Below are 21500 nucleotides of genomic sequence, written 5' to 3'. Positions count from 1 at the left end.
TCGGCGAGGGTGGAAGACAAGCCGACGGACATGAATTTTCCGGTCAAAGGAGAGAGAAAATATGACAGCAACCAAAGGCCTTGAAGGCATCGTCGCGGCGAAGTCCTCTATCAGTTCCATTATTGACGGCGTTCTGACCTATCAAGGAATTAACATCGACGAACTCGCGGAAAAGGCTTCGTTCGAGGAAGTCGTCTATTTGCTGTGGCACGGCAAGCTGCCGAACCAATCCGAGCTTGACGAATTAATTGCGCAATTAGGTGAATACGCTTCTGTTCCGGCCGAAGTGATCGCAGGCTTGCGTCTGTATCCGAAAAACGCCAATTCGATGGCAGCGCTGCGCACGGCCGTATCCAGCCTGGCGCTGTACGACGCCGAAGCGAACGATATGAGCAGCGAGGCGAACTACCGCAAAGCGGTGAAGCTGCAAGCTCAGCTGCCTACGATTGTAGCCGCGTTTGCCCGCATTCGCGAAGGCAAAGACCCGGTAGCTCCGAAAAAAGGCGTAGGAATCGCCCATAACTTCCTGTACATGCTGACGGGCGAAGAGCCTGCTCCGGTCGCTATCCAGGCGATGGACAAGGCGCTTGTGCTTCACGCGGACCACGAGCTGAACGCTTCGACGTTCTCCTCTCGCGTAACCGTAGCGACGTTGTCGGACATCTATTCCGGCGTAACTTCCGCAATCGGCACGCTGAAAGGCCCGCTGCACGGCGGAGCGAACGAAGCGGTCATGATCATGCTGGATGAGATCGGTTCCTTGGAGAACGTGGAGCCTTACATCCAGAACAAGCTGGACAACAAGGTCAAGATTATGGGCTTCGGCCACCGCGTTTACAAGAACGGAGACCCTCGCGCCAAGCATCTGATGCAGATGTCGCGCCAGCTCGGCGAGCTGAAAGGCGATATGACGCTGTACGAGATGTCCATCAAGATCGAGGCGCTCGTGACCGGCCAGAAGGGGCTTAAGCCGAACGTGGATTTCTACTCGGCTTCCTGTTATACGATGCTGGGCATTCCGCGCGATCTGTTTACGCCGATCTTTGCGATCAGCCGCGTATCCGGCTGGACGGCCCACATTTTGGAGCAATATGAAGACAACCGTCTGATCCGCCCGCGCGCGGAGTACGTCGGTCCTGTAGACCAACACTATGTGCCGCTCTCCCAGAGAGGCTAAAGCTTGTCTGCAAACCCGCTGTCCTCGGAGTATGCAGACACGCCTTAAGGCAGCATAGCGGGTAGCCGGCGGGTTGCCTCCATCGCTGCTTGGCGCGAGGCGAGCCGCCGGTTGTTATGCCAATTTCAATATAGATCGTATTCAGGAGGAGAAACGTAATTATGAAACTCGAAAAATTCGCAGCGCCGACTTCCGGCGAGAAAATCACAGTAACGAACGGCGTACTGAACGTACCTAACAATCCGATCATCCCATTCATCGAAGGCGACGGCACGGGCCGCGACATCTGGAAAGCTTCCAAGCGCGTGCTTGACGCAGCTGTAGAGAAAGCTTACAACGGCGAGAAGCAAATCGCTTGGTACGAAGTGTTCGCGGGCGAAAAAGCATTTAACGAATACGGCGAATGGCTGCCTAACGATACGCTCGAAGCGATCCGCGAAATGATCATCGCGATCAAAGGTCCTCTGACAACGCCAATCGGCGGCGGCATCCGCTCCCTGAACGTTGCGCTCCGTCAAGAGCTTGACCTGTACGTCTGCTTGCGTCCGGTTCGTTATTTCCAAGGCGTTCCTTCCCCGGTTAAACGCCCTGAGCTTGTAGACATGGTTATCTTCCGCGAAAACACAGAGGACATCTATGCCGGCATCGAGTACCAATCCGGTACGGAAGAAGTTAAAAAAGTGCTTGAGTTCCTGCAGAAGGAAATGGGCGTCAAAAAAATCCGTTTCCCGGAAACATCGGGCATCGGCATCAAGCCGGTATCCGAGGAAGGCTCCAAGCGTCTCGTTCGCGCTGCGGTCGAGTACGCGATCAAGCATAGCCGCAAATCCGTTACGCTGGTTCACAAAGGCAACATCATGAAGTTCACGGAAGGCGCGTTCAAAAACTGGGGCTACGAAGTGGCCGAGCAAGAATACGGCGACAAAGTGTTCACATGGGGCCAATACGACGCGATCAAAGCCGAGCAAGGCGAAGCGGCGGCTAACGCGGCTCAGAAAGCGGCTTTGGACGAAGGCAAAATCCTCGTGAAGGATGCGATCGCCGACATCGCTCTGCAACAAGTTCTGACTCGTCCGACAGATTTCGACGTCATCGCGACGCTGAATCTGAACGGCGACTACCTGTCCGACGCGCTGGCTGCTCAAGTCGGCGGCATCGGCATCGCTCCGGGAGCGAACATCAACTATGCGACCGGTCACGCGATCTTCGAAGCGACGCATGGCACGGCTCCTAAATATGCGGACAAAGACGTCGTTAACCCGGGCTCCGTTATTCTGTCCGGCGTTATGATGCTTGAGCACCTCGGCTGGCTGGAAGCGGCCGACCTGATCTACAAAGGCCTCGAGAAATCGATCGGCAGCAAAGTCGTCACTTACGATTTTGCCCGTCTGATGGAAGGCGCAACGGAAGTGAAATGCTCCGAGTTCGCCAACGAGATTATCAAAAACTTCTAAGATGATCGACTAGAGAGAGACCGTCGTCCGATTCGGACGGCGGCTTCTCCTTCAATTGGGGAATAATCCATAATACAGGCCCGGAACGAGCAATCGTCCGGCTAAGGAGCTGCGGCGAAATTAGCGGAACTTTATTCCATCGCAGTCTCCAATGACGAGGAGGACAACCAAATGGCAATCAAACGTGCGAAAATTACGGTCGTGGGCGCAGGCTTCACCGGCGCGACTACGGCGCTGATGCTGGCCCAGAAGGAATTGGGCGACGTCGTTCTGCTCGATATTCCCCAGCTTGAGAATCCGACGAAGGGCAAGGCGCTCGATATGCTGGAATCGACCCCGGTCCAAGGGGTGGACGCCAACATTATCGGTACGGCGAATTACGCCGATTCGGCCGATTCCGACGTTGTCATCCTTACGGCGGGTATCGCGCGCAAGCCGGGCATGAGCCGCGACGACCTCGTGAACACGAACGCGGGCATCGTGAAGTCGGTGTGCGAAAATATTAAGGCGACAAGTCCTAACGCGTATGTGCTCATTCTGTCCAACCCGGTCGATGCGATGACCTACGTGGCCAATAAGGCGCTTGGCTTCCCGAAAAACCGCGTCATCGGGCAATCCGGAGTTCTGGACACCGCTCGCTACAACACGTTCCTTGCGCAAGCGCTCAACGTGTCCGTAGAGGACGTGCGCGGCGTTGTGCTTGGCGGTCATGGCGACGATATGGTTCCGCTCGTTCGCTATACGACGATCGGCGGCATCCCGGTCGAGAAGCTGCTTCCGAAGGAGCAGATCGACGCGATTGTGGCTCGTACACGCACCGGAGGCGGCGAGATCGTGAATTTGCTGGGCAACGGCAGCGCGTATTACGCTCCGGCGGCTTCCCTTGTACAGATGACCGAAGCGATTCTGAAGGACAAGAAGCGTATTTTGCCGGTGATTGCGCTTCTGGAAGGCGAATACGGCTACAGCGACCTGTTTATGGGCGTTCTGGCCGTGCTCGGGGGCGATGGAATTGAGAAGGTGATCGAGCTGGACTTGACGGCGGAAGAGAAGGCCGCGCTAGAGAAGTCTGCGGAATCCGTTCGCAATGTCATCCAAATTGTCGAGAACGCCTAACGGCCCTGGGAGCAATCGCCGAATCCTGCTTTACAGCGGGATTTCGGCGATTTTTTGCGCTTTGCGGCGATTTTGCCTCGAGGAAGACTGCGTTTTTTACCGTTTCGGCGGGAACAGTTTTGCTCGTCCGATTTTTTTGTGTATACTTAGGATGTCATAGTTTGGTGTATTGATTAATGGAGGTTGCGACTAATGGCGAATGTAATGTTGTTTTTGCACGTAGTAGGAGCGGTTGGAATGGGCATATACGCGATTCTGCCGTTCGTGGTCGGGAAGTTTAAGCAGCTGTCCGGCTCAGCGCAAGAGGGACTGGCTCGCGGTCTGATCTCCGGCGGCAGAATCGGGCAGTATTCGTTGGTGCTGCAATTGATTACCGGGGGTTACTTGCTGACGGGATTAAACGTGTCTTACAGCGTTTCCTGGATGGTAGTCGTGGGCGTGCTGTTCATTGCAATCGGCGCCTTGTCCGGAATTGTGCAAGCGCCGCTTAAGATGATCGCAGCCGCGTCCGTCAAAGGCGAAAGCGCAAGCTCCTCGATTTCGAAGGTTCAAACGTTGAGCTCGATTATTTTCGTTCTGTTTTTGGTTATTATCTGGCTGATGCAAGTGCCTTGGTACAAGTAATAAGTCGTGGGCCGAATAATTGCATGAACCCTCGTTCGCTTGGCGGACGAGGGTTTTTGGTCTGGCTTTTAACGAATATTGGAACAATTCCACTGCTTGGTGCGTCAGAGTCACTGAGGTGATGCAGAAATGAAAGCTTCGTTGGCGCTGATGACGTGTCTCCTGCTCATGTTGTACGGAGGCATGATTGCTGCGCCGGGTAAAGCGCACGCCTGCTCCTGCGCGGCGCCTCCATCGGTAGAGGAGGAGCTGAGCCGCAAGACGGCGGTATTTTCGGGCACGGTAACGAAGGTGGTCAAGCCGGACAAGATGATCATCGACAGCTCAAAAGATTTGGTAGAAGTTACGTTCAACGTCGAAAAAGTGTGGAAGGGCGAACTGAGCAAACAAACGAAGGTGTATACGGCGATCGGCGAGGAAAGCTGCGGTTACGTTCATTTCAAGCAGGGCAGCCAATTCATCGTGTCCGCTTACGGAACTTCCGATCGGTTGGAGACGGGAGTATGCGAGCTGACGAAGCCGGTGGAGCAAGCCGGAGCGGCGTTAGAGCAGTTGGGAGAGGGATACGAACCGGAGAGCAAGTCCGGAAGCAGACTCGCCGAAGGAGACGGCCCGGTCTGGCCGTGGGTCGCTTTGCTTGTCGTGGTTGGAATTGTCGCGTTGTTCCTTGTTCGGAACAATAGGAGAAGCAGAGGAGGCGAATGAACATGATTAGAAAAGGAAATCTGCTGGCGCTTCTGGCCGCGCTAGTCTGTCTGCTCGTCGCTTGCGGCGAACGGACGACGGGAACGGCGGCAAATAACGGTGCCGGACAACCGTCCGGGGAGCCGGAGTATGATTATACGGGTTATATCGTCGACATGAGGGACGGACGAATTCTTGTCACGGGCTCCGAGGAGATGGACTTTAGCGCCAACGGGGGAGCGAGCCATTACTACGAAGCGATTTGGTATCAGTATGCCGGATCGGAAGTCGACATCGGCCAGCAGGTCCGGGTATGGTCGGACGGGGCGATCGCAGAATCTTACCCGGCTCAAGGCAAGGCCAGGCGAGTTGAAATCGTTGCGGCGCAGCAGCCCGATGGTGCCAGCTTGGCGACGGAGGAAGCCATCCGCCAAGCGCTCAAAGCTCCCGAGGCCGGGGGCATGTTCCCGCCTTCCGTCATAGCTGCCGAATACGAAGCCGATAGCGGCCAATGGCTGATCGAGCTCGCGCACAACGGGGAAGCGGAGACGGTCGTCATTACGATACCGGATGCGAAATAAAAGAAGAGGCGGGTCCCATAAGCGATTCAAGTTCATACAATCCCTGATTTTGGTCTATTTATACGGTTTTTCTTACAAACGCCCGCCGTTTGAGCCTGAGCAGAGCAGCTTTGTACGATTTATCGAACAAACGTCCGCCGTTTGAGCCTGAGCAGAGCAGCTTTGTACGATTTATCGAACAAACGTACGCCGTTTGAGCCTGAGCAGAGCAGCTTTGTACGATTTATCGAACAAACGTACGCCGTTTGAGCCTGAGCAGAGCAGCTTTGTACGATTTTCCAACTAACTTCCCAGCGTAAACTCATGTGTACAAATAGATCAGCTATAAAAAGGTAGGGGCGCAATCCTCGAAAGGAAAGGCCCCGCCTACTCGACCATGCACTTTTTTCTGATCGATCATCTCAAGCAACTCTGCTTATGGGGCAGCCTCACTTGTATTTTATGCGAGCCACTCGTCCCAGCGCCGTTCCAGGTAACTCTTCATCCATAGGCACACTTCCCAGAGATCGGAGACGGGCTGACGGGTAAACGGCAGCGTCTGCAAGTAGCCCGGAGGCCCGAACTCGGGAACGAAAATAAGCTGGTCCGCTCCTTGATCGCGACGATGGCGAGCGATGGATCGCCACCAAGCGTCGTGCGCCGCAAGCGCTTCTGCATGCTCGGGAGCGGCCGGATGATTGACCTGCGGTCCTTCGGCATGTCCGACGCGGGCGTGAACGTATGAGGCGCGGGCCGTGATGCCGGCCATCCGTTCGGCCTGATCCTCAAGCAAGGATTCGCATACGACGCACCAATGGCTGAAGTCGGCGCAAAGACGCAGCCCCGACACGTCGTTCAGCAAGCGCTCCGTCGTCCATGGCGTATACATAGCCCGTCCGCGATGCGTTTCATGAACGACGGGGATACCGAAAGAGCGTTCAATCTCTACCGCTTGACGGTAGAAGCTCAACTGTTCCTCGTAAGGCATATCGTCCTTGGCGCTGTGCACGTTAACCAGCACCGGCGAGAACGACGCCGCTCGCTCCAACTGGCTTCGAAGCGATTCGAGGTGATCGCCGCCTGTGAACGCCATCGACGAATATTCCAGTCCATAACGCTCCAGCAGCTCGCGGAACAGCTTCTCCTCTTCCGGCCCGGGAGGCGGGCTCTCGACTCCTGCATAACCGGCGTCCGCGATGCGCGCGAACCTTTCCTCAAGCGACCAATGCTCCATTCCCCATAACGATTTAAATACTTTCAGCTTCATGATGGCTCATCGTCTCCTTCGTTCTCGGACAGTTCGTCGATTGTTTTGGCAAAGCTTGGCGCCAGATGGACGAGAAACCATTCGACTTCAGGCAGTTCGAGCTGCTTCAGCTTTTCATCTACCTGCTTGCGGGCGGTGGCGAATTCTCGGTTTCCTGCGGACATTTCGCTGGTGCACTTCAGATAGGCGTCCAGCAGGTCGGCGGCCTTTAGCAATTTGGACAGCTCCGGGTCGGACGGCTTGCGAAAGAGCAGGGGCGCATAGCTTCCGCGAAGCGGCTCAGGCACGTTGGCCAGCAAGCGCTCGGAGGCCATAGCCTCTATTTCTCGGAAATTCGCGAGAATCCGCGGATTCTGATGCTTCACAGGCGTCGGAATATCGCCGGTGAATACCTCTGCGGCGTCATGGAACAAGGCGTAGGCGGCAAGCTGCTCCGGCTGGATGTCCCGGCCGAATATTTCCCGTGCAATAACGCCAAGGGCGTGAGCGATCAGCGACACATGAAAGGAGTGCTCGGCGACGTTCTCCGGATGCGTATTGCGCATCAGACTCCAGCGTTCGATGTGCTGCAACCGGTATAAATACGCCAAATAATGATTGGCCATGAAGGAGGCATCCTTTCTTCGGCAAGTCGGATTTGCTCGACTTTGTTACAACTTGTACGGAGTATCTTGTGCTATTATATAATGTATAGGAGTCAACGAATAGAGAGGGGATTCTGCACCTATGTCATCAGCATTCGAACAAAGCGTATACAAGCTCATCGTCGAAACATCTACGAATCTTCCGGCGGATGTCCGCCGTGCCATAGCCGCCGCTCGCGAGGCGGAGGATCAGGCAACTCGCGCAGGACTGTCTCTGTCTACTATCGCGCAAAATATCGAAATGGCCGAGTGTAACGTCTCGCCGATCTGCCAGGATACCGGCATGCCTACTTTTGTCGTTCACACGCCAGTCGGCGCGAATCAGATCGTCATGAAACGGGAAATTCAGAGCGCGATCGCTCAAGCGACGAAAGACGGGAAGCTCCGCACCAACTCTGTCGATTCGTTGACGGGCGCCAACACGGGGGACAACCTCGGACCGGGAACTCCGGTCATTCACTTCGAGCAATGGGAGCGCGACGAAGTCGATGTGCGCCTCATTCTCAAAGGCGGCGGCTGCGAAAATAAAAACATTCAATACAGCCTGCCTTGCGAGATCGAAGGACTCGGCAAAGCCGGACGCGATCTTGACGGCATTCGCAAATGCATTCTTCATGCGGTATATCAGGCGCAGGGCCAGGGCTGCAGCGCGGGTTTTATCGGAGTTGGCATCGGCGGCGACCGGACGACCGGCTACGAGCTGGCGAAGCAGCAGCTGTTCCGCAACGTAGACGACGTTAACCCGATTTCGGAGCTGGCTCAACTGGAGGACTATATTCTAGACAAAGCCAACCAGCTCGGCATCGGCACGATGGGCTTCGGCGGCAACGTTACGCTGCTCGGCTGCAAAGTCGGCGTAGCCAATCGGCTTCCGGCCAGCTATTTTGTCTCCGTCGCATACAATTGTTGGGCTTATCGTCGTCAAGGCGTGCTGCTGGACGGCGATACGCATGAGATCAAGAGCTGGATCTACGAGGGTGGCTCGAGCGTTCCGATGAAGAGCAAGGAGGCCGATTCCGCCGAAGCGCCGAGAGGGAAAGAGATCATACTGCAGATGCCGCTTACGGAAGAAGACGTGCGCGGCTTACGGGTAGGCGACGTCGTCATTCTGAACGGCGAGATGCATACCGGACGCGATGCGCTGCACAAGCATTTGATGGACCATGACGCTCCGATCGATTTGAACGGCGGCGTTATTTATCACTGCGGTCCGGTTATGCTAAAGGACGAGGACGGTTGGCACGTGAAGGCAGCCGGCCCGACGACGAGCATTCGCGAGGAGCCGTACCAAGGCGATATTCTGAAAAAATTCGGTCTGCGCGCGGTGATCGGCAAAGGCGGCATGGGACCGAAAACGCTCGCCGCGCTCAAGGAGCACGGGGCGGTTTATTTGAACGCCGTCGGCGGCGCAGCCCAGTACTATGCGGAATGCATCAGGAAGGTGAACGGCGTCGACTTTATGGAATTCGGCATTCCGGAAGCGATGTGGCATCTTCAAGTTGAAGGCTTTGCGGCGATCGTCACTATGGATGCACACGGCAACAGCCTGCATGCCGACGTCGATAAAGATTCGAGAGAGAAGCTGGAGAAGTTCAAAGACGTCGTATTCGCATAACGAAGAAGGAGAGCAAGCCCGATTATGACCAAGTTTCGCCTCAAGCTCACCATGCTCTTCGTGCTCCTGATTGGCTCGTCCGTGCTGGCGGCCGGCTTGCTCATGGGCAATTCCTATCAGAAAAACCATCAGGCGGCTTTGCGCGATCATATGATTCGGGAATTGCACGTCCTGAACGCAGCCGTGCCTTGGCCGGATAAGCTGAATGAGGCTGAAGCGAGCGAATATTTGCAGCAGCAGGCGCAGCGGTTTAAGGAAATTGCCGAGATGCGAATAACGTATATTCGGCTGGACGGGACCGTCATAGGCGACTCCGACCACGATCCTCTGACAATGAACCGTCATCTGGACCGAGAGGAGGTACGCGAAGCGCTGGCCTCCGGAACGGGGAGCAGCGTCCGCTACAGCGACACCTTGAAAGAACGAATGATGTACGTGGCGATCAAGGTGAGCGGGACAGAAGGCGAGAGCGACTCCGGGATCGTGCGGCTGGCGATGAGTCTTGGCGATATCGAGCGCAGCTTGGACAGAATGTGGTTGGCGCTGATTTCAGCTCTACTGCTGTTGTTCATCGTCGCCGGAGCAGTCAGCTATCGGGTGGCGCTCGGGGTGACGCGTCCGCTGGAGCGGATGACTTCGGCGGCGAAACGAATGGCCGATATGGACTATGCAACGCGGGTGCCCGACGGCGGCAAGGACGAGGTGGGAGAGCTGGCGAAGGCGCTGAACGCGATGGCGGCAAGCCTGCAGCACCAGCTCGACGAAATCCGCAGCAACGGGGATCGGCTGCAGAGCGTGCTCGACAATATGACGAGCGGCGTTGTCATGATTGCGCCCGACGGCAAGATTACGCTGTACAATCGCGAAGCGGAACAACTGCTCGGCAGCTCGGTTCGCGAGCGAGTCGGCCGAAGCGTCACGGAAATTCGCCAACATTTCGAGCTGATCAACCTGATCCGCGAAGTGTTGGAGCAGCCGGCGTACGTTCGCGAAGAGTTGACTGTGTACTACCCGGAGGAGCGGCTGCTTGAAATTCATATCGTGCCGATGACGATGGGCGGGGACGATGAACAGGGCTTGCTGCTCGTGCTGCAGGACGTAACGGCGATTCGTCGCCTGGAGCGGATGCGCAGCGAGTTTGTCGCGAACGTCTCGCATGAGCTGAAGACTCCGGTGGCCGCGGTGAAGGGCTTTGCGGAGACGCTGCTGGCGGGGGCGATGAACGACGAGGAAACGGCGAGATCTTTCCTTACGATTATTCAGGACGAAAGCGATCGACTGAATCGTCTGATTGGGGATATTTTGGAGCTGTCCAAGATAGAGTCCCGCCGTTCTCCGCTGCAATTTTCGCCGATCGATCTTCCGGCTTTCCTCGGGCGGATGGCTGAGCTGCTGTCGCCGGAAGCGGGCAAGAAGAGCATTGAGTTGAACGTGCAAGCAGAAGAGGGCTTATTCCTCGAAGCGGACGAAGATCGTCTGGGCCAGATTCTCATGAATCTGTTGCAGAACGGGATCAACTATACGCCAGAGGGCGGAAAAGTGAAAGTAACTGCGGAGGTCGTGGAGTCCGGAGACGGGGAAGAGGAGCTCGTGCGCATTACGGTAGCGGATACCGGGATCGGCATTCCGAAGAAAGATGTTCCCCGTATTTTCGAACGCTTCTACCGCGTCGACAAAGCCCGTTCGCGAAGCTCCGGAGGTACGGGATTGGGCTTGTCCATCGTGAAGCATCTGACCGAGCTGCATCGCGGAACGATTCGGGTGGAGAGCGAGATCGGCGCGGGCTCGAAATTTATTTTGGAACTGCCGCTGCTGCAGCCGTAAACGTTCCGTTTCCGATTTTACATTACGTTAACATTTGAATGACGTTGGCTTTACAGTGGTATGATAAAACTAACATAGTGAGCCAATAAGGCAGCAAACTGCCGAACCGGAGGTACGCATGTCGGACAAAGTTTTGATTATAGAGGACGAACCGACGCTTGCCCGTCTCGTAACCTACAATCTTTCGCAGGAAGGCTATGAAACGGAAGTGGTAGGCAACGGAGCGGAGGGGCTTCATAAAGCGATACACGAATCCTATGCGATCATCTTCCTGGATTTGATGCTTCCAGGCATGAACGGTTTCGAGGTGCTCCAGAAGCTGCGGCAGAACGGGGTGCGCACGCCGGTCATCATTCTGACCGCAAGGAACGCAGAGGAGGAAGTCGTTCAGGGGCTTAAGCTCGGAGCGGATGATTATATTACGAAGCCGTTCGGCGTCGCCGAGCTGCTGGCTCGTACGACTGCCGTGCTTAGACGTTCGCGCAATGAAGAGAGCAAGCCGGCAAAGGCGACGGACGGGGAGAAGGTCATCACCATCGGCGATTTGCAGATTTTTCCCGATAAGTACGAGGTATGCTCGGGAGGACAGTGGATCACGCTGCGGCCGAAAGAATTCGAGGTGCTGCTGTATTTGGCGGAACGCCCCGGCATCGTCATTACAAGGGACGATTTGATGAACGTGGTGTGGGGCTTCGATTATATCGGAGGTCAGCGAACCGTCGACGTGCACGTGAGCTCCCTGCGCAAAAAGCTCGAATTGAACCAACAGAGCGTTCAGATCGACTCGATCCGCGGCGTCGGCTACAAGCTGTTCATGAATCGGAAGGTTACGTCCAATTAAGTAAATCGGCATTTTCCGGCAATCATCGCCCGGCCAATCGGCCTGGGCGTTTTTTTCATGGCCGCATTAATGGCGGGAACCGCTTGTCCGAATCTGCATTTTTTTGTTGACCAAATCCTGGAATACTCGTTATGATAGAAACATACATAAATTTCTATTAATGGAGGAAAGAATCGAATTTTGTCGAACGATGGGGAGAAAGAGGAGAGAAGGCCTCATGGATGTACTCTTCACTAAGGAGATGATGCTTTCGTGCCGCACCGCAAATTAATGGAGCGAACGTTAGAGCGCCAGGCCGAGATGTACTGGTCCGGCGTTATGAGGGGCTGGGCAAGCGAACCGCCGCTGCAGCCCGACGGCTACGGCAAATCCGGAGACAAACGGCAAATCGAGATGAGTATACCCGAGCCTGTCGTTGCGAAGATGGATAAGATCTGCAACGGGCGGAAAGATCTAAGAATGATTTTTTACCTGGGGTCATGGGCGGCCGTGCTGCTCGCGTTTACCCAATCGGAGAGCAAGATCGCCATCGCCGTTCCTGCCGGCGGAATCGGCGGCGGGGGGGAAGCTTACGACGGCCGAGTCGTTCCCGTCACCTTCGAACGGCCGGACAAGCATACCCGCTTTAGGGACTTGCTGGCCCATGTGATGGAGACGTTCAGGAATAACGACAAACATCTTGCTTTTTGGCTGACTCGCTCGGATTCCTGGCAGCTTCCGACCGGGTATGAACGCTTTGGATTTCACTATAACCACTTGCAGGGGAGGGAAATGAAGACAACGTTCGGACAGACGAACGAAGCTTTAATGGAGTGTCGGATAGCCGAGAACGGCGAGGGGGGAGGGAGCATCGTCCTCGTTTACGATTCCGGATATTACAGCCGGCATCTCGCCGGGACGCTCGGAGCAAGCTATCTTGCCGTACTGGAGCAGGCCGTTGACGCGCCCGACCGCGAGCTGATCGCGCTAGAGCTGCGCTCGCCCGCGGAAGCGGCCGATCAAGCGCGCTGGAACGATACGGCGGCCGAATTCGCGGCGGAGCAGACGATTCACGACATGTTCGCGCTAGTCGCGACGGCCCGAAGGGACGCAATCGCCGTCGTATGCGGCAGCGAAACGTTGAGCTATAGCGAGCTCAACGCCAAAGCGGAAAACATCGCGCTTCGCTTGCATGAACGAGGAGTCCGGCAAGGCGATCGGGTAGCCGTTATGCTGGAACGTTCTCCGGCCTGGATCGTCTCGCTGCTCGCCGTGATGAAATCCGGCGCCGTCTATGTCCCCGTCGACCCGTCGTATCCCGAATTTCGCATCGATTATATGCTTACGGACAGCCAGGCGTCGGCCTTGATTTTACGCGACGACCACGAAGCGAGCCGGGACTTCAACGGAATCAAGATCCAATATAGTGAAGGCTTGTTTCAAAGTCGCGAAATAGAAAACGTTTTCAAAGAGAAGGGACGGACATCGTCGGAAGATCTTGCCTATTTGCTGTACACGTCAGGCTCTACGGGGGAGCCCAAAGGCGTAATGGTCGAGCATCGCGGCGTCCTGAATTTACGCCATTACTTTCTGTCCGCGTATCGTCTCGGAGAGGCCGATCGCGTGCTGCAATTCGCCAGCGCTTCGTTCGACGCTTCCATCTGGGAAATCTCCATGGCGCTGCTTACCGGCGCGCAGCTGCATATCGCGACGCCGGACATTATCGGAGAGCCGACTCGTTTCGAACGATGGGCCGCGGACAGCGGAATTACGGTCGCTACGCTGCCGCCGACGTATGCGGACAAGCTTGTCCCCGGGAACCTCGGTCGATTGCGATTGCTGATTACGGCCGGATCGGAATCGAGCCGCGAGCTGTTGGCGTCATGGGGAGAACGCGTCGAATACGTGAACGCCTACGGTCCGACGGAAACGACCGTATGCGCTTCGGCCTGGCCCGGGAACCCGGACGATATTGGAGCGACAGGTCCCGTCCCGGTGGGCAGGCCGTTGCCCAACACGCAAATTCGGATCGTAAACCGGGGGCTGCAGACGCTTCCGTCCGGCATCCCCGGGGAGTTGGCCGTCTCCGGAATCGGGCTCGCCAGAGGATACTGGAACCGGGAGGAGATGACCGAGCGGAAATTCGTTAAATTGCCTGGCGACGGAACGCGGGCGTATCGAACGGGCGACTTGGCCAAATGGGAAGCGGACGGGAATCTGGTTTTTCTGGGAAGAATCGACCGACAAGTCAAAATTCGCGGCTATCGGATCGAGACGGAGGAAGTTCGGCACGTTCTGACCAGTCTGCAAGGCGTGAAGGACGCGATTGTCGCCGTAAAGCCCGATCCGCAGGAGGAGCCGGCGCTGGTCGCTTATTACGTGGGGGATTACGCCAGCGAGGACGAAGCGGCCGCGCTGCGGGAGCGGCTGGCGAATCGGCTTCCGGACTATATGGTGCCGGCATTTCTAATCCGGCTTGCACATATTCCCCTGACCGCTAACGGCAAACCCGATATCGCGTCGCTCCCCGCGCCGGGGGCATGGCTGGCGAATCAGATGCCGTCGGACGAGCAGCGGCCGCAAGGTGAATGCGAAACGCGGCTTGCCGGCCTGTGGCGCAAGGTGCTCGGCGTGGAACGCATCGGCAGGAAGGACGATTTTTTCCTGCTGGGCGGCCATTCCATGAAAGCGGCCAAGCTGGCGGCGGAAATCTACGGAGCGTTCGGCGCCAACATGCCGATCGAATTGATTTTCCGGCACTCCCGGCTGCTCGACATGGCGAGATGGATTGCGGAGATCGGCCGGCTCGAGAGGACGGCCGTTATTCCTCGCGCGCCCGCGAAAGACGCTTACCTGCTCTCCCCCGCGCAAAGCCGGGTGTTTATCGCGGAAAGCTCCAGCATCGACAGTACGCTCTACGTGCTGCCTTTCTTGTTTCGACTGGAGCCCGCCCCGGATTACGCGGCGTTGGAGGAGGCGTTCCGCCGATTGATCGAGCGTCACGAGCCGCTGCGCACGTCATTCGGCTGGCAGGGCAAAGAACCGGTGCAGCTTGTCGCGCCGAAGGCGGATTTCCGCATCTCGCGGATCGAGGGGCGCGGAGAAACGCCGGAGCAAATCGCCGAACGGCTGATCGAGCCCTTCGATTTGGCACGGGCGCCTCTGCTTCGGGCCGCCTGGATTGACGAGGAGGACGGCTCCGTCCGATTGTTCCTGCAGCTTCACCACATTATCGCCGACGGGCTGTCCCTTGGCCTGCTGCTTCATGATCTGAACGCGATTGTATCGGAGCTGCCGCTGGAGCCTCTCTCGCTGCAATACAAAGATTATTGCGATTGGCTGCACGGCAAGGAAGTCGACAAAGAGAACGAACGGTTCTGGGCCGGGCGCTTCGCGGACTACGAGGGGACGGCGGACCTGCCTCTCGATTATCCCCGGCCGTCCGTTCGCCGTCCCGAAGGCAATACGTTGGCGATTCAATGGGACCGGGAGTTAACCGCGCGCATTCGAAAGCTGTCGGAGGATTGCCAAGCGACGGTGCACATGACGATGCTGGCCGCGTATTACGCGCTGTTGTCCAAGCTTACCGGTTCCGAGGACGGCGTTGTCGGCTCGCTTCACGCTGGCAGAAACCACCCGGGCGCCATGAGCATGGTCGGAATGTTCGTCCATACGCTGGCTCACCGCAATCGCGTCGACGGGTCTTTGACCTTCCGCCAGTTCGCCGCTCTCGTGAAGAGCCGGGTGCTGGAAGATTACGAGCATTCGGATTACCCGTTCGAGCTTCTGGCCCGCAAGCGGCAAGCGCGCAGCGCCGCGCGCAACCCGCTGTTCGACACGATGTTTGTCCTGCAAAATTTGGACGCCACTCCCGCAACGATCGGAGCGTCGCACTGGCTGCCGGTCATCCTTAAAGAGAAGCTGACGCGTTTCGATCTCGTGTTTCAGGCCTGGGAGAACGAGGAAGGCATGCTGTTGTGGGTAACCTACGCCAGCTCGCTGTTCCGTCCGGAAACGGCGGCCGCAATCGCGGAAGACTATCGCAAGCTGCTCGCGATGCTGGCCGAACGTCCCGATGCGCCGTTGGCCGAAATCGGTCTGTCGGTCGATTACCGTCCGATTACGGCATCGGGATTAAAATTCGATTTTCAATTTTGACGCAAGGAGGAGCTGTCATGGCCGCCAGCCGGATTCTTCCGTTAGCCGTACCTGAGATTATTTCTTACCCGCATATCTCTTATGCCATGTCCGTCCTATCGCTGGCTCCCGAGGGCGTCGACTGGGTGTTCAGCAACTACGTGCAGCTGTGCATGCTGGATCATGGCTCGACCGTCGAAATGCGGTATTTCATACCCAATGCGGATTTGTTTCCCTTTCCGGGATTGTTCGGCACGCAGCACATACGAAGAGACTGGATTCTGCGCTATTGCCCGAGCTTTGTCGACTTCGTCCGATTCAGCATCGACCGGGAGTTTTACGTATGGACGTTCGTGGACGAATACTATATTCCGGGAACGCGATCTTATCGGAATCAATCGTTCGAGCACTCTATCATGATCCATGGGTACGACGACGAGCGGCGCGAATTCCATATTAGCGGTTACTTGGAAAGTCAGCGCTACATGCAGTCCACGCTTGCCTACGATGCGGCCGAGCTTGGGTTTACGGAGATGTGCGTGCCGGAAAATCATTACGCCAACAACACGCATTTGCTGACGAGAAGCGCGAACGGCTATGAATTCAAAACGCATTGGATTATGGAGCAGCTGACCGATTACGGCCGGGCCAGACCTTCCGATGTCCGGATGGAAATCTTCGAGGAACGGAAAGAGTGTCCTTATTATTGGGGAATCGGCGTGATCGACGGCTTGCAGGAAAAGCTGCGGCAGCATATGAGAGGGGGGACGTTCGTCGACCATCGTCCGTTTTTCATTTTGCTGGAGCATAAGAAAACGATGAACAGGCGGATCGCCTATATGGCGGACCATGGCCATTTCGTATTTTCGGATGCGGTGCGGGACGGCTACAGGGAGATCGAGTCGAAGGCGCAGACGATTTTGAACCTGGAGTTGAAATATTTAATGACGCGGGAAAATCGGTATTTGACCCAGATGATCGAGCGGCTTGGCGGTTTGAGAGAAGCGGAGTCGCAGACGATCGAACAGATGCTGGCGCAATACGAACGACACGACCAAAGGAGGAAGGAAGGATGACCCCCAGTAAACGATTGCCGATCGCAGTTCCGGACATCACTTCATACACCCATGTCACCTATGCGCTGTCCATTATGCACACGGATCCCGACGCGCTCCGCTGGGTGTACAGCAACTACATTCAGCTGTTCACCAGGGAATCGGGCCACTCGATCCAGGTCGATCACTATACCCCGACGGCGGAGCACCATCTTATTCCGTGTCTGGGCGGATCGCAGAGGCTGACGCGCAAAACCCTCGAGAAATATGCCGGCGGTTTCGTGAATTTCGCCCGGGAAAGCATCGAGGACGGATATTACGTCTGGACGTGCGTGGACGAATTTTATATCCCCGGCACGGCCGCGTATCAGAATCGTTCCAATCCGCATGCGATCATGATCCACGGCTACGAAGATGCCCGAAGCGTCTTTCGGTTAACGGGCTATTTCGAGAACCAGCGTTACGGAGAAGCCGAAGTCAGCTACGCCGACATGGAACAAGCCTACTACGGCTTCGAACCGAAAGACGACATCCATTGGACGAATTTCGTGCGAATGCTGAAGCTGAACAGCTATTATAAAAAGTTTTACGAATTCAAGACGCACTGGGTTATGGAGCAGTTGGAGGAATACTGGCTGGCGAAGCCTTCCTCGAGAAGAATGGAAGTGTTCGAGGAGAAGTTGGACTTCCCGACCCTGTGGGGATCGGACGCGTACGACCGGCTGCAGCTGCAGATCGACCGGCATATCGCCAAGGAGGGAATCGTCGACCATCGGCCTTTCTACGTGTTATGGGAACATAAAAAAATGATGAACAAACGCATCGCCTATATGGAGGAAAACGACTTTTACCGGTTCTCGGAGCGATCAAAGGAGGAGTGGCTGAAAATCGAACAATCGGCGCTGCTGGCGCGCAACCTGGAATTGAAATATCTGGTGAGCTTCAACAACCGCTTTCTGGAGCAGCTGAAGGATCAACTTGCGGCGTTAAAACGGGAAGAATCACTGGCGATCGAGCGAACGCTCGATGACTATGCGCGCAGCGGAGGCAAAAGATACCTGCATATTCTAAAGGAGGAAGCTTAATGAGTTTGGATGCGTTGGAAATCCAGAAAATATTGGCCAGCGGCAGGTTAAGCAAGGAAAAAGACTTCTGGTCGGCTCTTCTGGAGGGAGACCGCGAATTAACCCGGATTCCCGAAGACCGCCGACCGGCGGATTCAGAGCAGACGCATGACCAACAATGGCAAGTCGAATGCGGCGCAAGCTTATCGCTCAAGATCAACGCTTTTACCGGCGGTTCCGACCTGGCGGCTTATCTCGTATTGCTGAGCGGCGTTCAGATCGTTGCCCGGAAGTACGCGCACACCGGGGAGACGCTGGTGGTCACGCCGGTGCTGGACGCCGGAGAGCAGGAAGAAGGACGCATAAACCGTTATTTGGTCATTCCTTTCGAGCCGGACGCAAGCGCCTCGTACCGCAGCTATCTGAATTCGCTAAAAGAGAGAATCGCCTCGATTGCGGAAAATCAGAACTATCCGTTCTCGCAGTTGGTGCTCGATCGGGGCTGGGGAGGAGCGGAGAACGCCGAAGATTTCGTCGTTCCGCTTGCGATGGGCTGCAGCCGCATCCATGGGGCGGAGTCGTTCGAGGGAACGAAAACCGACTTCCTGTTCTGGTTCGAGGAACGAGACGGTCTATGGGATTTGCGCCTTCGCTGCAACGCTGCGCGTTACACGGGCGAATTCGCGCAGGCCGTCGCCGCTCACTGGCTGCGCGCGATGGACGTCTTGTTGAGCGATCCGGATGCGCCGCTGTCGTCCCTTGATTTGCTCTATCCGTCCGAATGGGAGAAGATCGTCGTCGGTTTTAATGCGACGGACGGACAATTCCCGGCGGACAAGACGCTTCACCGCCTGTTCGCGGACCAGGCCGCCCGGACGCCGGAGGCGATCGCCGCGATCTATAAAGACGAAACGATCACCTATCGCGAGCTGAACGAAAGGTCCAACCGGCTGGCCAACGCGCTTCGCGGCAGCGGCGTCGGACCGGAGACGCGGGTTGCGCTGCTGTGCCGGCGTTCATTCGATCCGGTCGTAGGCGCGATCGGCATTCTGAAGGCTGGAGGCGCTTACGTGCCGTTGGACGCTTCATGGCCGAAGCGCCGCATTCAGACCGTGCTGGACGAGGTGGGGGCTACCCACATGGTGACGCAGAAGGAGCTGTTCGCTCCCCTCGCCGATCTGCTGTGGAGGTCGGATTCCTTGCGCCAGGTCGTGCTGCTGGACGAGGAGGAGGCCGATCCGACCGCTTTCCGCTTCGACCGGCAGGCCATGGTCAAAATGTTCGACGACCTGGCGGCGTCCGCGACGGACCGGGTTTCCGCCGGAGGATTCGTCAGCACCTATACGGGATTGTACTTCACCGAAGCGGAAGTGGACGAATACCGCGACAGGGTCGTCGAATTGGCCCGGCCCTTCGCCGGCGAAGGGAAAGCCGCGCTCGAAATCGGCTGCGGCTCGGGACTTGTTCTATTCGAGCTTGCCGGCGCATTCGGTCAATATACCGGTCTGGACGCTTCGCAAGTCACTCAGGAGCGCAACCGGCAGCGCGTGATCGAGAACGATCTTCAAACAAACGTCCAGCTGTTGACCGGGTTCGCCGACGAGATCGCGGGCATGGAGGAGGATCAACGGTACGACGTTGTGCTTCTGCCGAGCACGATTCAATTTTTCCCGGACTATCTCTATTTGGACAACGTGCTGAGAGAGGCGATTCGGCTCGTTCGGCCGGGCGGAGCGCTTATCGTATCGGATGTTCCGGACGAAGCGGCCAAGGAGGAATTCCGCGCTTCGTTGGAGGAATTCAAGCGCAATCATGGCGCGTTCTACAAGACGCGCATTCAACTGGATCAGCATTTGTATTGCCATGAAGATTATTTCAAGGGTCTGGAGAAGCGATATCCCGGAGTAAAGGTCGAGGTGCGCAAACGCACGAAGGGCTTCAAGAACGAGCTGCGCTACCGCTACGATGTCGTCATCTCCAAGACAGCCGATATCCGCTCGGAGGAGCAAGCGTCCGCGAGCAAGCGGATGTTGACGCGCGCCGACTTGAACGCGGAGGACGGCAGCCGCGGGCCGGACGTCGAAGACGATGCCTCTCGTACCGCCTATGTCCTATTTACTTCCGGATCGACGGGAACTCCGAAAGGGGTCGTCGTTTCCCATCGCCCCGTCGTCAACGTGATTGACTGGGTGAACAAACGGTTCGGCGTAAACGAGAGGGATCGGTTGTTCTTCATTACGTCGTTCTGCTTCGACCTGTCGGTGTACGACGTGTTCGGAATGCTGTCCGCGGGCGCGGCGATCGACATCGTTGCCGAGGATGACGTTCGCAAGCCGGAGGCTTGGCCGCAGCGCATGGCGGACAGCGGAATTACGATCTGGGACTCCGCGCCGGCCGCGCTGGGGCAGAGCATTCCGTTCTTCCAAAAGCATGCCGGTCCGCAAGCTCCGCTCCGCCTGTTCCTGCTGAGCGGGGATTGGATTCCCGTGCCGCTTCCGGGACAATTGCGCCGGCTGTTTCCGGAGTGCGCGGTTGCCGCGCTCGGGGGAGCGACGGAGGCCTGCATCTGGTCGAACTGCTACGAGGTCGGCGAGACCGATGCCGGCTGGCTTAGCATTCCGTACGGCAAACCGATACGAAACGCCAGGTATTACATTCTGGACCGCGATAGCAAAGCTTGCCCGATCGGCGCCAGAGGCGAACTGTTTATCGGAGGCGAATGTCTGGCGAACGGTTATCACGCAGAAGCGCTTACCCGCGAGAGATTCTTTCCCGACCCGTTCCGCTCGGAGCCCGGGGCCCGCATGTACCGGACGGGGGACTTGGCCAAGTACGGACGGGACGGCAACATAGAGTTTCTCGGGCGTGTCGACCACCAGGTGAAAATTCGCGGCTATCGCATCGAACTTGGGGAAATTCAGGCGAAGCTGCTGCGCCATCCGGATATTTCGCAATGCGTCGTCATCGACAACGCGGAAGCGTCGGGACAGAAGGCATTGTGCGCTTATTACGCGGCCGCCGAAGTTCTCTCCGCGCGCGCGCTCAAGGAATTTCTGGCGACGGATTTGCCGGCCTATATGATTCCGTCTTATTTCGTAAGGCTGCCGGCCATCCCGGTGACCTCCAACGGCAAGGTAGACCGCGCGGCGCTTCCGGCGCCGCAATCGCAGGTTCGCTCCGACGCGGCCGCCTACGAACCGCCGGCCAACGACATCGAAGCCGAGCTTGTGGAGCTCTGGAAGCAGCTGCTGGAGATCGATGTCGTCGGCGTCAACGATAATTTTTTCGAGCTAGGGGGACATTCCCTGCTCGCCGTCAAGCTGGATATCGAAATGGAGGAGCGCGGCCTGGTCATCTCGCCGGAGGATTTCCAGCAATGCTACACGATTCGCGATCTGAGCCGGCATACGACGCGGTCATGCGACGAGGCTTCCTGAGAATGAGATTGCAGCCGCGAGA

15 protein-coding genes are annotated in these 21500 nt (G+C 56.9%); 13 read left to right on the top strand and 2 right to left on the bottom strand.

Translation table 11 applies throughout. From position 1 onward, the window contains the following. The first annotated feature begins 61 nt into the window (after window positions 1–61). From citZ to J4772_RS19625, 6 genes are all read left to right on the top strand, one after another. Entirely contained in the window at window positions 62–1177 is a 1116-nt protein-coding gene (gene citZ, locus J4772_RS19650) for a citrate synthase (RefSeq protein WP_116060314.1), read from the top strand. A 161-nt stretch (window positions 1178–1338) separates the two neighbouring features. Then, the gene (gene icd / locus J4772_RS19645; protein WP_209071042.1) at window positions 1339–2631 is read left to right on the top strand and encodes an NADP-dependent isocitrate dehydrogenase; all 1293 of its coding nucleotides are present in this window, start codon (window positions 1339–1341) and stop codon (window positions 2629–2631) included. Window positions 2632–2802: 171 nt separating this feature from the next. Then, entirely contained in the window at window positions 2803–3747 is a 945-nt protein-coding gene (gene mdh / locus J4772_RS19640; protein ID WP_116060316.1) for a malate dehydrogenase, read from the top strand. 192 nt (window positions 3748–3939) lie between these two features. Next, window positions 3940–4371, top strand: coding sequence for a hypothetical protein (locus J4772_RS19635; protein WP_209071040.1), 432 nt, complete (start codon window positions 3940–3942; stop codon window positions 4369–4371). Between the two features lie 129 nt (window positions 4372–4500). Continuing rightward, entirely contained in the window at window positions 4501–5076 is a 576-nt protein-coding gene (locus tag J4772_RS19630; protein WP_209071038.1) for a hypothetical protein, read from the top strand. A gap of 2 nt (window positions 5077–5078) precedes the next feature. Further along, entirely contained in the window at window positions 5079–5636 is a 558-nt protein-coding gene (locus tag J4772_RS19625; RefSeq protein WP_209071036.1) for a YobA family protein, read from the top strand. A gap of 439 nt (window positions 5637–6075) precedes the next feature. Here J4772_RS19625 and J4772_RS19620 read toward each other — a convergent pair whose 3' ends face one another. Both J4772_RS19620 and yfbR read right to left on the bottom strand, forming a co-directional pair. Further along, window positions 6076–6882, bottom strand: a complete 807-nt coding sequence (locus J4772_RS19620) for a sugar phosphate isomerase/epimerase family protein (protein WP_209071034.1) — start codon at window positions 6880–6882, stop codon at window positions 6076–6078. Further along, a complete protein-coding gene (gene yfbR, locus J4772_RS19615; protein WP_116060321.1) occupies window positions 6879–7487 on the bottom strand; it encodes a 5'-deoxynucleotidase in 609 nt (202 codons plus the stop codon). Before yfbR ends, J4772_RS19620 begins: the two co-directional genes overlap by 4 nt. Window positions 7488–7608: 121 nt before the next feature. On the opposite strand from yfbR, the gene J4772_RS19610 reads away from it, so the two are divergent. From J4772_RS19610 to J4772_RS19580, 7 genes are all read left to right on the top strand, one after another. After that, a complete protein-coding gene (locus J4772_RS19610) occupies window positions 7609–9141 on the top strand; it encodes a fumarate hydratase (RefSeq protein ID WP_209071032.1) in 1533 nt (510 codons plus the stop codon). A 24-nt stretch (window positions 9142–9165) separates the two neighbouring features. Beyond that, window positions 9166–10965, top strand: a complete 1800-nt coding sequence (gene pnpS / locus J4772_RS19605; protein ID WP_116060323.1) for a two-component system histidine kinase PnpS — start codon at window positions 9166–9168, stop codon at window positions 10963–10965. Between the two features lie 118 nt (window positions 10966–11083). Continuing rightward, complete coding sequence (locus J4772_RS19600; protein WP_209071030.1) at window positions 11084–11806, top strand: response regulator transcription factor; 723 nt, start codon at window positions 11084–11086, stop codon at window positions 11804–11806. Window positions 11807–12058: 252 nt separating this feature from the next. Further along, window positions 12059–15943: a non-ribosomal peptide synthetase gene (locus tag J4772_RS19595; RefSeq protein ID WP_209071028.1), complete on the top strand. Its 3885-nt coding sequence runs from the start codon at window positions 12059–12061 to the stop codon at window positions 15941–15943. 17 nt (window positions 15944–15960) lie between these two features. Then, window positions 15961–16998, top strand: a complete 1038-nt coding sequence (locus tag J4772_RS19590; RefSeq protein ID WP_209071026.1) for a hypothetical protein — start codon at window positions 15961–15963, stop codon at window positions 16996–16998. Then, entirely contained in the window at window positions 16995–18062 is a 1068-nt protein-coding gene (locus J4772_RS19585; protein ID WP_209071024.1) for a hypothetical protein, read from the top strand. Before J4772_RS19590 ends, J4772_RS19585 begins: the two co-directional genes overlap by 4 nt. After that, window positions 18062–21478, top strand: coding sequence for an AMP-binding protein (locus tag J4772_RS19580; RefSeq protein ID WP_209071022.1), 3417 nt, complete (start codon window positions 18062–18064; stop codon window positions 21476–21478). Before J4772_RS19585 ends, J4772_RS19580 begins: the two co-directional genes overlap by 1 nt. Window positions 21479–21500: the final 22 nt, after the last annotated feature.

Source organism: Cohnella sp. LGH, from assembly GCF_017671885.1.
GTDB lineage: Bacteria > Bacillota > Bacilli > Paenibacillales > Paenibacillaceae > Cohnella > Cohnella phaseoli.
The sequence above is the reverse complement of the archived record's forward strand: the minus strand, read 5'-3'. Positions and strand labels throughout refer to the sequence as shown.

Excerpts from the sequence above, each read along its gene's own strand:
- citZ (WP_116060314.1), top strand. The coding sequence starts at position 62 with ATGACAGCAACCAAAGGCCTTGAAGGCATCGTCGCGGCGAAGTCCTCT.
- icd (WP_209071042.1), top strand. The coding sequence starts at position 1,339 with ATGAAACTCGAAAAATTCGCAGCGCCGACTTCCGGCGAGAAAATCACA.
- mdh (WP_116060316.1), top strand. The coding sequence starts at position 2,803 with ATGGCAATCAAACGTGCGAAAATTACGGTCGTGGGCGCAGGCTTCACC.
- J4772_RS19635 (WP_209071040.1), top strand. The coding sequence starts at position 3,940 with ATGGCGAATGTAATGTTGTTTTTGCACGTAGTAGGAGCGGTTGGAATG.
- J4772_RS19630 (WP_209071038.1), top strand. The coding sequence starts at position 4,501 with ATGAAAGCTTCGTTGGCGCTGATGACGTGTCTCCTGCTCATGTTGTAC.
- J4772_RS19625 (WP_209071036.1), top strand. The coding sequence starts at position 5,079 with ATGATTAGAAAAGGAAATCTGCTGGCGCTTCTGGCCGCGCTAGTCTGT.
- J4772_RS19620 (WP_209071034.1), bottom strand. The coding sequence starts at position 6,882 with ATGAAGCTGAAAGTATTTAAATCGTTATGGGGAATGGAGCATTGGTCG.
- yfbR (WP_116060321.1), bottom strand. The coding sequence starts at position 7,487 with ATGGCCAATCATTATTTGGCGTATTTATACCGGTTGCAGCACATCGAA.
- J4772_RS19610 (WP_209071032.1), top strand. The coding sequence starts at position 7,609 with ATGTCATCAGCATTCGAACAAAGCGTATACAAGCTCATCGTCGAAACA.
- pnpS (WP_116060323.1), top strand. The coding sequence starts at position 9,166 with ATGACCAAGTTTCGCCTCAAGCTCACCATGCTCTTCGTGCTCCTGATT.
- J4772_RS19600 (WP_209071030.1), top strand. The coding sequence starts at position 11,084 with ATGTCGGACAAAGTTTTGATTATAGAGGACGAACCGACGCTTGCCCGT.
- J4772_RS19590 (WP_209071026.1), top strand. The coding sequence starts at position 15,961 with ATGGCCGCCAGCCGGATTCTTCCGTTAGCCGTACCTGAGATTATTTCT.
- J4772_RS19585 (WP_209071024.1), top strand. The coding sequence starts at position 16,995 with ATGACCCCCAGTAAACGATTGCCGATCGCAGTTCCGGACATCACTTCA.
- J4772_RS19580 (WP_209071022.1), top strand. The coding sequence starts at position 18,062 with ATGAGTTTGGATGCGTTGGAAATCCAGAAAATATTGGCCAGCGGCAGG.